We start from the raw sequence: 12,630 nt of genomic DNA, 5'->3' as shown, positions 1-12,630 counted from the left end.
GACAACCGTGGCCCGGGTACCGGCCCCAGATGTCCGAATCGGGAACAGATGTCCGGGACAGGGCTAGTCGGTGGCGGCGGCGAGTTCGCGCGCCCGGGCGAGTGCGGCATCCGTCGCCCGGTCGAAGAGCTCCTTGAGGCCGCCCTTCTCCAGCTCCCAGACCGCGCGCTCGGTGGTGCCGTGCGGGCTCGTGACCTGGCGGCGCAGCTCGCCGGGCGACAAAAGGCTCGCTGCGAGGAGGGTGCTCGCGCCGAGGAAGGTGCCGTTGACGAGCACGGCGGCCTCCTCCGGCGTGAAGCCCTTGTCGATGGCGGTGCGGGTGAATTCCTCGATCAGGTAGAACACGTACGCCGGGCCGGAGCCGCTGATCGTGCTCAGGGCGTCGAGCTTGTCCTCCGGGACGACGAGCACCGAACCGACCGTGCCGAACAGGGCCCTGGCGAGGTCGAGGTCGGCCGCCGTGGAGCGGCTGCCTGCGCTCAGACCGGTCACGGCCTTGCCGACGAGGGCAGGAGTGTTGGGCATCGATCGGATCACGGCGACGGATGCCGGCAACAGCACCTCGAACGTGGCGATCGTCACGCCGGCCGCGACGCTCACCACGAGGGTGCCCGGCGCGAGGGACGACGCGATCTCGCGGAGCAGGTCTGGCACCATCGCCGGCTTCACGGCGATGATGACGATGCGCGCCCCGGTGACCGCTGTGCGATTGGCGTCCGGATCGAGCGCGGTCGCCCAGGCGGTGACCCCGGGCAGGTCGCGTAACTCTGCTGCCTTCTCCGCGGTGCGGTTGGTGGCCCGGATGCCACCCTCGACCGTCACGGCGGGGGTCAGCAGCCCGGTCAGGACGGCACGCGCCATCGATCCGGCTCCGAGGAACGCGATGGTGGGCAGGACGGTGGGGGGCACCGCGGTGGCGGCAGTCTCGGTCATGCAGCCAGTCTACTTTTCCGGGCGTTTCGCAGCCTCAGGGGCCTCCTAGAATTGCTGCATGAGCGCATCCTCGGGGAACAAGGCCATCATCGCTGCACTCGGTGCGAACCTGGGCATCGCCGCGACAAAACTCATCGCCTGGGCGTTCTCCGGTTCGTCCTCGATGCTCGCGGAGGGCGTGCACTCCCTCGCCGACTCCGGCAACCAGCTCCTGTTGCTGCTCGGAGCCCGCAAGTCGCGGAAGGACGCCGACACGGAGCATCCGTTCGGCTACGGGCGCGAACGTTATGTCTACGCCTTCGTCGTCTCGATCATCCTGTTCTCCATCGGCGGCGTCTTCTCTCTCTATGAAGGGGCGCAGAAGCTGCAGGACCCGCACCACCTCGACGTACCGTGGCTGCCGATCCTCGTGCTGCTCGTGGCGATGGGCCTCGAATCGTTCTCCCTGCGCACCGCGATCAAGGAATCGAACCACACCAGGGGCGGGGAGACCTGGGTGCAGTTCATCCGGCACGCCAAGGCCCCCGAGCTGCCCGTGGTGCTGCTCGAAGACGTCGCGGCGCTCAGCGGCCTCGTGCTCGCGTTCCTCGGCGTCGGCCTCACCATCGTCACCGGCGACCCGATCTGGGACGCGATCGGGACCATCTGCATCGGTATCCTCCTCGTACTCGTCGCGATCGTGCTCGGCATCGAGACGAAGAGCCTCCTCGTCGGCGAGGGCGCCCGCCCGGCCGACACGGCGACGATCCAGCGCGCGATCCTGAACGGCCCGGAGACGCAGCGCATCATCCACATGAAGACGCTCTACCTCGGGCCGGACGAACTGCTCGTCGCCGCGAAGCTCGCGTTCGACGCCGAGCTGCGCTTCTCCGACGTCGCGGCGTCGATCGACGTTATCGAGGAACGCGTTCGGGCGGCGATGCCGAGCGCCCGCGCGATCTATCTCGAGCCCGACGTGTTCCACGACCCGAGCCAGCACGGCCCGCTCACCGACACCATCATCATCCGGGGCCGGGAATGAGCGACGCGCCCGCCGTCCCGGCCACGGATGCCGCGCCGGCCGCTCTGACGCGGACGGCACTCGTGCTGCGCCACGACGCCACCATCCATCTCGGCAACCTCGAGCCCGTGCTCCACGAGCACGGCTACACCGTGACCTACGTCGAGATCCTCAGCGACGACCTCAGCACGATCGACCCCACCTCCGCCGACCTCGTCGTCGTGCTCGGCGGTGAGATGGGTGCGTATGAGACCGACCGGTTCCCCGCGCTTGCCCAGGAGATCACGATCCTGCAGGACCGGATCGCCTCCGAGCGCCCGGTGTTCGGCGTGTGCCTCGGCGCCCAGCTGATGGCCAACGCCCTCGGTGCCAGGGTCTACCCGGGGCCGACGAACGAGATCGGTTTCCGCACGGTCGAACCGACGAGTCTCGGCGCCGCGGGACCGCTCCGTCACGTGGCCGGCGTCCCAGTGCTGCAGTGGCACAGCGACACCTTCGACCTTCCGGAGGGCGTGACGCGCCTGGCCGGTTCGCCGCAGTACGCCAACGAGGCGTTCTCCATTGGAGACTGGGCGCTCGCCGTGCAGTTCCACCCCGAAGTGACACCGGCGATGCACGAGGTCTGGCTGCGCGCATCCGCTGCGGAGGTCACCGCGGCCGGCCTCGACCCTGAGGCGCTGCGCGCGGAGCGCGAGCTCTACGCCGGGACGATGCAGGATGCTTCCCGCGCGCTGTTCAGCGAATGGCTCGACGGGCTGGATCGCTGAAGAACTCCCGGAGGAGGGCGCCGCACTCCTCGGCGTCGACCTCCGCGTAGACCTCGGCACGATGGTTGAGCCTGCGGTCGCGCAGAACGTCGTACACGGAGCCCGCGGCCCCCGCCTTCTCGTCCCAGGCGCCGAAGACGACGACCGGGATCCGCGCGGCCAGGATCGCGCCGGCGCACATCACGCACGGCTCGAGCGTGACCACCAGAGTGCAGCCGGTCAGGTGCCAGTCGCCGAGAGCGGCGGCCGCGGCCCGGATGGCGACGATCTCGGCGTGACCGGTCGGGTCCTGCCGTGCCTCCCTGTCGTTGCGGCCATGGCCGACGACGACACCGGAGGCATCGATCACGACCGCGCCGACCGGGACGTCACCCGTCCCGAGGGCCGCGCGAGCCTCCCGGAGGGCAAGCCGCATCCATTCGCGGTGCTCACGACCCTGCTCGCCCATCCGGATACCTCCCCCAGCTAGTAGATTGAGCCTATGCGAGTCCATGTAGCCGACCATCCGCTCATCACCCATAAACTGACGGTTCTGCGGGACAAACGCACCTCCTCACCGCTCTTCCGCTCCCTCGTGGAGGAGCTGATGACGCTCCTCGCCTATGAGGGGACCCGCGGGGTGCGGGTCGAAGACATTACCGTCGAAACCCCGGTCGGGCTGGCCAACGGGGTGCAGATCAGCGACCCGAAGCCACTCGTCGTGCCGATCCTGCGCGCCGGCCTCGGCATGCTCGAGGGCATGGTCAAGCTGCTGCCGACCGCAGAGGTCGGCTTCCTCGGGATGGCCCGCAACGAGGAGACCCTCCAGCCGACCACCTACGCCGAGCGCCTGCCCGACGACCTCTCCGACCGCCAGTGCTTCGTGCTCGACCCGATGCTCGCCACCGGCGGCTCGCTGATCGCGGCCATCAAGTTCCTCTTCGACCGCGGTGCCGTCGACGTGACGGCCATTTGCATCCTCGCGGCGCCAGAGGGTCTCGCTGCCGTCGAGGCGGCATTCCCCGGTCGTGAGGTGTCGATCATTCTCGGCGCCGTCGACGAACGCCTCAACGAGCTCGGCTACATCATTCCCGGACTCGGCGACGCCGGCGACCGTCTGTACGGACTCGTCTAGGGCACACTCCGCCCGTTCCGTCGGAAGAGACCACGCCGGCGGAACACGCAGGTCCTGCGACACACGAACGTTGCAGCACCAAACTTTCACGAATCTTTGATGAAGTAACTTTTCATCGAGGAATATGTGATGAAGTGCCCATCGGGCAAGGATCCTCCCGTTCGACCCGACCGGGGCGAACGTGATGCAGCAGGTTTCCCGGCTTCGTGCGTCACAAAGTTGACACATGCCGTAACAGTGGGCTTTACTCACAGTTATGACAACCTCTCACCGCCCCCTGACCTCCCTCGAGGCCCTTGGGACTGCCGGCATGATGATGCCCGGCATGCGCGCCGAGTGTTGCCGAATGTGCCGCTGAATCGCGACATCATCGCCGAGTTCCCCTCTCGCCTCCGAACCCCGTGCAGTAGCACCCAGCGGTTCTGCGTCAGTCGGTTGAACTCCCGGAGCCTTTCTGACGCTCCGCACCCGGTCGCAACGACCATTGTCGAACCCACAACCGCGCAGAGCGCCGGGTTCACCCCAGCATCATCACTCCCAAGGACTCCTGCCATGTCGCTCGCACACATTGACACCGCCCGCTCCATCCAGAACGCCCGCCCGGCACTCGCCTTGGCGCCTGCCCCCGCTGCCCCCCGCATCCGCGCCGTGCCGGAAGGCACAGAGGCCCGCGGCTTCGTCCTCTACGTCGGCATCGACGAGGCCAAGGCCGCCGCGGCCGGCACCTCGCTGCACCGCATCGTCGAGGCGCTCAAGGCCCTCACCGAGGAACTCGCCCCGAACGCGGAAACCCACGCCGCCGTGGCGCTCGCCCCGGCAGGGGCCGGCGGGCGCGACGTGGACGTCGTGCGCCTCGCCCTCCAGGACCCTGACGCCCTGGCTCGCCACCGCACGGTGGCCGACCCGGACCGCGCCGCCGGCGGCGTCGTCGTGGACATCTCCCGCAAGCGCGTCGTGCTCGACAACGAGACCGCTGCGCTGACCTACAAGGAATTCGAACTCCTGCAGTACCTCGTGCTGCGTGAGGGCCGCACCATCGAGCGTGCCGAACTCATCGAAAAGCTCTGGGATGCCGCGGATGAGGACGACGCGCCCAACGAGCGCACCATCGACGTGCACGTGCGCCGCCTGCGCGCCAAGCTCGGCCGCTACGAAGACATCGTGCGCACGGTGCGCGGCGTCGGCTACCGCTTCGACCGTCACGCGGATGTCTCCATCCGCCAGTCGACGACACCGAGCCCCGACATTTTCTAGGGTCAGTCCCCCACCCTGCACCGACTCATATCCGCATTGAGTTGCGGACAAGGCACGGTCGCCGAACGCGCAAACGTGTTTTAGCCGTACTTCAGAAAGCCTCAGATTCAGGCGCGAGCGGATGCGCCGTGCGCGACGAGCTGCGGATTCATGACGCGGACGGGGCGTTAACGTGATTGAGGGCCGGTCGTAGAGGCTTAACGACCGACCCTCTTCCCTTGCACCAAGAGTGTCCTGCAATCACATTTCGCGTCTTCCGCCACAGCAAACGGTTGACGCACAACGAATATATAACGAACCGGTAACGGAAAGCTAGCTGTGCGGCTGTATTCTTTCTGCGAATCAGCCAAGAGCCGACCTGATCGATAAGGCAAACGTCCGTTTAGGCTGATGCCAATAAAAACTACATAGACATAACTCCTCACCGAACGCAGACTTCAGTCATGACCTCGCCCCGCGTGTTGCTCGCCGGGCTCAGCGTCGTCGTGCTCTGGGCGAGCGCCTTTCCCGCCATCGGGGTAGCCGCTCCGAATCTAGGCTTGATCGGGCTTTCCTTTGTGCGACTGTGCGTGGCAGCCGCCGTGCTACTCGGCGCGGCACCATTCCTCCGGGTGCGTCGCCCGGATTCTCGGCAGTTGCGTTGCCGTGACCGGAGTGCTCGTCGTCTGCGTCGCGCGGGCAGGCATCAGCCTGAGCAGCGCCGTGTGGATCGTCGTCGCCGCGATGGCCGTGCAGGGCATCTACCACCCGCACTCGCGACTGCTGCTGTACCGGTACACCGCCATCGAGGTGGCCACGCACGCAATGGTCGCCGGCACGATCATGACCGTGCCGTTCGTGCCGTTCGGCTGGTCGGGAATGGTGACCGCGAGTCCGCAGGCGTAGGTGGCCGGTGTCTACCTCGGCGTGTTGCCGTCCGGGGTCGGGTTCGTGCTCTGGGGGTATGCCGTCGCGCGGCTGCCGGTCGTGACATCCACCTCTTTGCTCTACCTGGTGCCGGCAGTCGGCGTGCTCATCTCCTATCCCTGGCTCGGCGAGGTGCCGCTACCCAGCGAGCTCGCGCGCGGTGGAGTGATCGTGCTCGGGGTCGTGGGCATCAGCCAGGGAGATCGGTTTGTAGCGTGGTTTCGGCGCAGGCGCGGACCCGGCGAAGCACGGTTCGCAGGGTGAGATGCCTAGCGCGCGCTCGTCCCGGCGGGCAGTAGCGCTGCAGCCGACGCGATGATGGCGGCAGACACTCGCTGAAGGCCCGCGTCGGAGACCGAGGCCCGACGGGACACGAGCAGGATCGTTCGTTAGACGGGAACGTCGAAATCGACGAGGGCGACGCCGGCCGGAACCTCGGTCGCCCCGAGTTCGGGAATCAGCGCAACTTCGACCCCGGCCGCGACGAGCTCGAGTTGGACCCGGTAGTCCGTGGCTTCCGCGACCGTGCAGGGCTCGAAGCCGGCGAGGTCCGTGGCGCGGTGCACCATGTCGAAGCAGGAGCGCTCCCGGCCGGGCACAATCCAGTTGTGGTCCGCGAACTCGGCCAGGCCCACGGTCGAACCGACGGGTCCGAAGCTCCACGCCCCGGTCATCGGCGGCCGTGATCGCCGTCCACGCGGCCGGCATGATCGCTCGCGCAGCGGTCGGGAAGGCGCCGACCCGGTACACGCCGACTGCCCCCTCGCGGAGGGAGGCCGCCTCCATCTCCGCGACGGCCAGCATGTCGACGATGACGCTGCCGTGACGCGCGAGCACACGGCCGGCCGGCGTGACGACCACGCGACGCCCCTGCTTCTCGGTCAGCTTCACGCCCAGCCCCCGTTCCAGGGTCGCGAGCTGCATGGAGATGCCCGGAGTCGTCAGGTTGAGGGATCGCGCGACGGCAGCGATCGTGCCCAGCCGGTCGAGTTCGGCGAGCATGTTGAGCTTCCTGATGTCTAACCCAAAGTCCGGTTTAGCCTACGCACGGATAAAAGTAAACGGAAGACAGCGGGACGCACAAGTCGGCGTAGATTCTCTAGTCTGGGAAGACACGACTGAGGAGGACTGGTGACGGATCGAGCGGCCGCAGTATCCGCCTGGGAGTCGCTCTTCCGCGCGCAGGTGGCGATCATGCGCAGCCTAGCGAGCGATTTCCCGTCCCGCGAGATCTCCTTCAACGAGTACGACGTCCTCTTCAACCTCTCCAGGGAGCCGGACCGGCGCATCCGCTTGCGTGACCTGAACCAGCACGTGCTGCTCACCCAGCCGAGCGTGAGTCGCCTGATCGATCGCCTGGCCTCGCGGGGGTATATCCGCAAACTCACCGACCCGAACGACGGGCGTGGCGCCATCGTCGAGCTGACGGACGCCGGGTACGCGTTGTTCCGCAGTGTCGCGGTCGACCACATGGGGTCGATCTCGGCCCGCTTCGGCGATGCTCTCTCCGACGAAGAGCTCGAGCAGCTCACCGCCCTGTGCGACCGGCTCCGGATCGGGCCGGCGGGTTGCCCGCCGCCGGAGGACCTGCCCTGTTGAGAACGGCCGCCCCGGCGTAGCGTGAGCCGCAGGAGGTTCGTGACCATGCACGCAATCATCGGCGACAGGATCATCATTCGCGGCCGCACGGTCGAGACACCGGACAAGCACGGGGAGATCATCGAGGTTCGCGGGCCAGACGGCGAACCGCCATACCTCGTCCGCTTCGGCGAGGGTCACCAGAGTGTGGTCTACCCGGGCGCGGACTTCGTCATCGAGCGCTCCGACACGGACTGAAGCCCCGAACGGCCGACCGCAGGCGAGCACAACCGGTGGCAGGCTTCCGTTTCTGTACGGATACATAGTTCGTCACATCCGTCTAGGGGGTACCACGGCGGGTTTCGAGAGCTAGCGTTGAAGTACACGTTACAAACCGTGGCGGGTAAGAGGATTAGGGGACCTAACCATGCTGATCACGTGTCCGTTCTGTCATTCGCCGGCGCAGCTCACGCCGAACGCCGCGCACGCGAAGCAGGTCACCCTGCCGCTCTACGTGCTCAAGTGCTCTGGCTGCGAACGCACGAGTGTGCGGATCGAGCCGATTCACAAGCAGCACCTCACGGTCGGGGCAAACTGACCCGGCACCAGGTGTTCGAAGGTTCAGGGTCCGGGGTTCGGAGCGCACCCGAAGCGCAGTGAGCCTCCGGGAACGCCCCTGTGTCGTACGCAGTCCTTAGGCTGTCAGGGTGGATACAGCGACGGGACCTGACAACGCACCGGGGGCGGCGGACTGCTCGAGCCGGTGGCGGCCCGCCCATCCGACGAATGTCGCGCTCACTCTCTCCCGCTTGCGCCGGGGCCGGACGGACCCCACCTTCCAGGTGAGCCAGGACGGTGCCGTGTGGCGCACGACGCTCACCCGATCGGGACCCGCGACCCTGCGCCTGACCCAGTCCGGCCTGACCGAGCTTCGCTGCGAGGCGTGGGGCGAGGGCGCGAGGGAGGCTGTCGAGGGCGCACCGGAACTTCTCGGGGAGCGCGACGATCCCTCGGGGTTCGAGGCGCAGCATCCGCTCGTGCGGGACGCGCACCGGCGCTGGCCCGGCCTGCGGATCCCCCGCACCGGGCGGGTCATCGAATCGCTCATTCCCGCGATCCTCGAACAGAAGGTCATCAGCCTGCAGGCGACGGTCTCGTTCCGCACCCTCGTCCGCGCGCATGGGACACCTGCTCCCGGCCCGGCACCTGCCGGAATGCGCGTGCCGCCTTCGGCACGGGCCTGGCAGCTCATTCCCTCGTGGGAGTGGCATCGGGCCGGTGTCGACCCGCAGCGGTCCCGCACGGTGATGGTCTGCCTCGCCGTGACGCGGCAGCTGGAAGCGGCGAGCGACCTGTCGGCGGCCGAGGCGAGCGCGCGGCTGCGGGCGGTGCCGGGGATCGGCGAGTGGACGGCGGCGGAAGTCGCTCAGCGGGCGTTCGGCGACGCCGATGCGCTCTCGGTCGGGGACTACCACCTCGCCGGGGCGATCGGCCACACCCTGTTCGACGCGGACTTCGACGACGCGCTCATGGTCTCCGCGATGCGCATCTGGCAGCCGCATCGCTACCGGGTCGTCCGCCTGCTCGAGGCCTCCGGGAGCCTAGGCAAGCCCCGGCACGGGGCCCGGCTCGCCTTCGTCGACCACCGGGGGCACTGAGGCGGCCTCGGACGGTGTCAGTGCGGGCGTTGGACTCGCGTCGGGCTCCGCGGGCGCCAAGGGCGTCGCGGGCTCGGTGACCGCTGCCGGCACCGGGCCTGTCGCGGGCGACTTCCGCCTGCCGCACACGAAGTAGGCGATCGGCCCGATGAAGTTCATTCCGATGATGGCGGCCCACAGGAGCTTCGGACCGTTGACGAGCGCGGCGGGCCGCTTCGCAAGTTCCGCCCACGCTGTCGCGGCGAGCGCGAGCTGCACCGATCCGGCGACGAGGACCCCGGTCTGTTCACGAGGGCTGAGGTCGTTCCAGCCCCGCTTCCGTGCCGATCTCTTCGCGATCTTGTTCCTGGCCTGTGTCATGAGATTCTCCCCGGTGGCACCCTCTGCGGTAGCCGACGAGCACAGCGTACGCCCGGTCCACTGGCCCCGCAGGTGCCCCCGGCCTCCCCGGGCTGGTACGCCCCGGCATCCGGCGCCCGGGCCGAAGCGTAGCCTTGGTCCATGAGCTTGCCGCAGCTCCACTCTGCCGATTCCGCTGACCCCGCCGCGTCGATCTATCGGGAAACGGCTGATGAGGTACTCAGTGCATTCGGGAGCTCCCGCTCCGGGCTGACGACCGGCTCGGCGGACGAGCGGCGGATCCGCGCGGGCAGCAACGCGATCGTCGCCCTCAAGAAGGAATCCACACTGAGGCGCTACCTGCGCCAATTCGCCGACTGGATGATCGTGTTGCTCCTCGCGAGCGCCGCCATCACGGGGTTCCTCGGCGACCTCGGCACCGCCGGCGTCCTCGTCGCACTCGTCGGATTCAACACCCTGATCGGTTTCGTGCAGGAGAACCGCGCGGAGAAGACCATGGAGGCGCTCGAAAGGCTCGTCGACCCGACCACCCAGGTCTATCGGGACGGCGTCCTGACCGATATCGAATCCCGGGCGCTCGTGCCAGGGGACGTGGTGCGACTCACCGAAGGCGCCTCCGTGCCCGCCGACGTTCGACTGGTCGACACCACCGCCTTCTCCACCAACGACTTCGCCCTGACCGGGGAGAGCGACCCGACCCGGAAGTACGCGCGGCCGATCCCCCACGAGGTGCCGCTCGCGGACCGGCACAACCTGGCGTTCGCGGGCACGAGCGTCGCCACCGGTGAGGCGCTCGGACTCGTCACCGCGACCGGGATGCACACCGAGCTCGGCCGAATCGCTCGGCTCAGCCAGTCGGCCCCGCAGATCCGCAGCCCACTGCAGGTGGAGACGGGCAAGATCGCGAAGTACGTCAGCTATGGCGTCGCCGTGGTGTCGCTCGTCGTGCTGGTCATCGCCGTGCAGTCCGAACTTCCGCTCCGAGAGGCGATGCTCTTCGCCGTCGGATTCGCCTGCGCCCTCATCCCGCAGGGGCTGCCCGCCGAGGTCAACACCGCGCTCGCCGCCGCGGCCGGCACCCTCGCCCGGCAGAACGCCCTGGTCAAGAAGCTCAGCTCAGTCGAGACGCTCGGGGCGACGCACGTGATCTGCACCGACAAGACCGGCACGCTCACCAAGAACGAGATGACGGTCAGCGAACTCGTCGTCGGCGGCGCCGACTACCGGGTCACCGGGATCGGCTACGCGCCCGTTGGCGTCTTCGAGCCGGAATCGCGGAGCGACACGGCAACGGCCCGGCTGCGCGCGTTCATCACCGTCGGGGTGTTCGCGAACAACGCCCGCCTGGTCGCCCCCGCCGGGGACGACGGCTGGCGGATCCTCGGCGACCCGACGGAAGGCGCCCTCCTGGTCGCGGCCGGCAAGGCCGGAATCGACCTCGAGGCAATGCGCTCCCGCTGCCCCGAGATCGACGAACTGCCGTTCGATTCCACCCGGAAACTGATGACCAGCATCCGCCGGGACCCGGACGGAGTGCTCACCGCATACTCGAAGGGCGCCCCGGAAAGCCTGCTCGCCCGGGCCACCCTGATCGACGACGGCACCGCAGTGCGTTCGCTCACGGACGCCGACCGGGCGGCCCTGCTCGCCCGGCACACCGAGAAGGCGGGCCGCGCACTCCGCAACCTCGTCTTCGCGACGCGGGTGCTCACCGAAGCGGATGCCGCCAGCGGGGACATCCATGTCATCGAACGCGACCTGACCATCCTGGGCCTCGTCTCGATGCAGGACCCGATCCGCGCTGCCGTTCCCGCCGCCATGACGACCGTGCTCGCAGCCGGGGTGAAGGTCAACATCGTGACGGGCGACTTCTCCCTCACGGCCGAGGCCATCGCACACCAGGCCGGGCTCTCTGGCGACGACGGGCTGCGCATCGTCACCGGCGCGGAGCTTGCGGCGATGCCCGACGCCGAGGTTCTCGGTCACGCACTCGGCGGCGGCACGGTGTTCAGCCGGGTCGCGCCGGAGGACAAGGTGCGTATCGTCGACCTCGTCAAGGCCTCCGGGCACATCGTCGCCGTCACCGGCGACGGCATCAACGATGCGCCCGCGCTGCGGCATGCGAACATCGGGGTCGCCATGGGCGCCTCCGGAACGGATGTCGCCAAGCAGGCCGCCGAGATCGTGCTGCTCGACGACAGCTTCGCGACGCTCGTCAACGCGATCGGCGAGGGCCGCACCATCTATCGCAACATCACCAAGGGTGTGCTCAGCTGCCTCACCTCGAACATCGCGGAATTCGTGGTCAACACCGCGAGCCTGGCCCTGGCTTCCCTGTTCGGCGTGCCTCTCGCCCTGAACGTGCTCCAAATCCTCGCGATCGATCTCCTCGGTGAGATCTTCCCGATCGCGGCCCTCGGCAAGGACCCGGCCGAAGGGGAGACGATGAAGGACCCGCCGAGGGATTCCCACGCCCGGATCCTGAACAGACGGTCGATCGTCGATGTGTTCTGGTGCGGTGCCCTGATGGGCATTTTCGCCATCACGAACTACCTGCTGTTCTACGGCCGGAACGGCATCGACCCGTTCAGCCAGACTGTACCTGCTCTGCCGCTCGCCCAGGCGATGTCGATCACCTACGTCACGATCATGGTCTGCCAGCTCGTCAGCATCATCCAGCGCCGCAGCGTGCACGGGTTCTTCACGAGATACCAGTTCAGCAACCCGTCTTTCTGGTACGCCGTCTACCTCGCTATCGCGATCATGCTCGTCATCGTCTACGTACCGCTGGTTGCGGGTTTCTTCGGCACGAGCGGGCTCGGCGTCCTGGACTGGGCCTTCGTCGTGGGTGCCGCGGTCGTGTTCCTCGGGATCCGGGAGGGTGCTGCGGCCCTTCGGCGGCGGCGCGCGAGCGCACCAGTCGGCCGAGCCTGAGGCATCCGCTTCGCACCCGTCGACAGGCCGCGCCCGCGCCGGTTTCGGCGGCTCGCACCCGCGCCCGCGCCGGTTCCGGCAAACCGCACCCGCCGTTTCGGGCGCGGCCTGCCGAAATCGGCGCGG

General features: G+C 68.2%; 16 protein-coding genes and 1 pseudogene. 12 read left to right on the top strand and 5 right to left on the bottom strand.

What is annotated here, in order from left to right; translation table 11 throughout:
* Positions 1–63: 63 nt before the first annotated feature.
* Positions 64–933 (bottom strand): pyrroline-5-carboxylate reductase, encoded by an 870-nt coding sequence (gene proC, locus RCH22_RS17730; protein WP_327014967.1) that lies wholly within the window; start codon positions 931–933, stop codon positions 64–66.
* A 58-nt stretch (positions 934–991) separates the two neighbouring features.
* Between proC and RCH22_RS17725 the strand changes: the two genes are divergently transcribed.
* On the top strand, positions 992–1,954 hold the full coding sequence (locus RCH22_RS17725) for a cation diffusion facilitator family transporter (RefSeq protein ID WP_327014966.1): 963 nt from the start codon (positions 992–994) through the stop codon (positions 1,952–1,954).
* Complete coding sequence (locus RCH22_RS17720; protein ID WP_327014965.1) at positions 1,951–2,700, top strand: glutamine amidotransferase; 750 nt, start codon at positions 1,951–1,953, stop codon at positions 2,698–2,700. The genes RCH22_RS17725 and RCH22_RS17720 overlap by 4 nt, the downstream gene beginning before the upstream one ends.
* Here RCH22_RS17720 and tadA read toward each other — a convergent pair.
* A complete protein-coding gene (gene tadA, locus RCH22_RS17715; RefSeq protein ID WP_327014964.1) occupies positions 2,669–3,148 on the bottom strand; it encodes a tRNA adenosine(34) deaminase TadA in 480 nt (159 codons plus the stop codon). The two genes, RCH22_RS17720 and tadA, sit on opposite strands and share 32 nt — an antisense overlap.
* 33 nt (positions 3,149–3,181) lie before the next feature.
* On the opposite strand from tadA, the gene upp reads away from it, so the two are divergent.
* From upp to RCH22_RS17695, 4 genes are all read left to right on the top strand, one after another.
* On the top strand, positions 3,182–3,814 hold the full coding sequence (upp, locus tag RCH22_RS17710) for a uracil phosphoribosyltransferase (RefSeq protein WP_327014963.1): 633 nt from the start codon (positions 3,182–3,184) through the stop codon (positions 3,812–3,814).
* Positions 3,815–4,366: 552 nt separating this feature from the next.
* On the top strand, positions 4,367–5,068 hold the full coding sequence (locus tag RCH22_RS17705; RefSeq protein WP_327014962.1) for a winged helix-turn-helix domain-containing protein: 702 nt from the start codon (positions 4,367–4,369) through the stop codon (positions 5,066–5,068).
* A 645-nt stretch (positions 5,069–5,713) separates the two neighbouring features.
* Complete coding sequence (locus RCH22_RS17700; protein ID WP_327014961.1) at positions 5,714–5,953, top strand: hypothetical protein; 240 nt, start codon at positions 5,714–5,716, stop codon at positions 5,951–5,953.
* Positions 5,954–6,238 (top strand): EamA family transporter, encoded by a 285-nt coding sequence (locus RCH22_RS17695; RefSeq protein ID WP_327014960.1) that lies wholly within the window; start codon positions 5,954–5,956, stop codon positions 6,236–6,238.
* 125 nt (positions 6,239–6,363) lie between these two features.
* On the opposite strand, the gene RCH22_RS17690 is transcribed toward RCH22_RS17695, so the two are convergent.
* Positions 6,364–6,648 (bottom strand): LysR substrate-binding domain-containing protein, encoded by a 285-nt coding sequence (locus RCH22_RS17690; RefSeq protein WP_327014959.1) that lies wholly within the window; start codon positions 6,646–6,648, stop codon positions 6,364–6,366.
* An 8-nt stretch (positions 6,649–6,656) separates the two neighbouring features.
* On the opposite strand from RCH22_RS17690, the gene RCH22_RS17685 reads away from it, so the two are divergent.
* Positions 6,657–6,800: a hypothetical protein gene (locus tag RCH22_RS17685; RefSeq protein WP_327014958.1), complete on the top strand. Its 144-nt coding sequence runs from the start codon at positions 6,657–6,659 to the stop codon at positions 6,798–6,800.
* 71 nt (positions 6,801–6,871) lie between these two features.
* Here the strand turns inward: RCH22_RS17685 and RCH22_RS21240 are convergent.
* Positions 6,872–6,976 (bottom strand): annotated as a pseudogene (locus tag RCH22_RS21240) (LysR family transcriptional regulator); the annotation flags it as partial.
* A 129-nt stretch (positions 6,977–7,105) separates the two neighbouring features.
* Between RCH22_RS21240 and RCH22_RS17680 the strand changes: the two are divergent.
* The 4 genes from RCH22_RS17680 to RCH22_RS17665 all read left to right on the top strand — a co-directional run bounded on the left by RCH22_RS17680 (position 7,106) and on the right by RCH22_RS17665 (position 9,210).
* On the top strand, positions 7,106–7,573 hold the full coding sequence (locus RCH22_RS17680) for a MarR family transcriptional regulator (RefSeq protein ID WP_327014957.1): 468 nt from the start codon (positions 7,106–7,108) through the stop codon (positions 7,571–7,573).
* Positions 7,574–7,618: 45 nt separating this feature from the next.
* Positions 7,619–7,810: a DUF1918 domain-containing protein gene (locus RCH22_RS17675; protein WP_327015562.1), complete on the top strand. Its 192-nt coding sequence runs from the start codon at positions 7,619–7,621 to the stop codon at positions 7,808–7,810.
* 169 nt (positions 7,811–7,979) lie between these two features.
* A complete protein-coding gene (locus RCH22_RS17670) occupies positions 7,980–8,150 on the top strand; it encodes a hypothetical protein (RefSeq protein ID WP_327014956.1) in 171 nt (56 codons plus the stop codon).
* Between the two features lie 109 nt (positions 8,151–8,259).
* The gene (locus tag RCH22_RS17665) at positions 8,260–9,210 is read left to right on the top strand and encodes a DNA-3-methyladenine glycosylase 2 family protein (protein WP_327014955.1); all 951 of its coding nucleotides are present in this window, start codon (positions 8,260–8,262) and stop codon (positions 9,208–9,210) included.
* On the opposite strand, the gene RCH22_RS17660 is transcribed toward RCH22_RS17665, so the two are convergent.
* The gene (locus RCH22_RS17660; RefSeq protein ID WP_327014954.1) at positions 9,154–9,570 is read right to left on the bottom strand and encodes a PLDc N-terminal domain-containing protein; all 417 of its coding nucleotides are present in this window, start codon (positions 9,568–9,570) and stop codon (positions 9,154–9,156) included. The genes RCH22_RS17665 and RCH22_RS17660 overlap by 57 nt on opposite strands.
* Before the next feature lie 141 nt (positions 9,571–9,711).
* On the opposite strand from RCH22_RS17660, the gene RCH22_RS17655 reads away from it, so the two are divergent.
* Positions 9,712–12,504: a cation-transporting P-type ATPase gene (locus RCH22_RS17655; protein ID WP_327014953.1), complete on the top strand. Its 2,793-nt coding sequence runs from the start codon at positions 9,712–9,714 to the stop codon at positions 12,502–12,504.
* Positions 12,505–12,630 lie beyond the last annotated feature (126 nt).

The sequence above is a fragment of the Cryobacterium sp. GrIS_2_6 genome, from assembly GCF_035984545.1.
GTDB lineage: Bacteria > Actinomycetota > Actinomycetes > Actinomycetales > Microbacteriaceae > Cryobacterium.
Note: the sequence above shows the minus strand (reverse complement) of the source record. Positions and strands in the feature narration are given on the sequence as shown.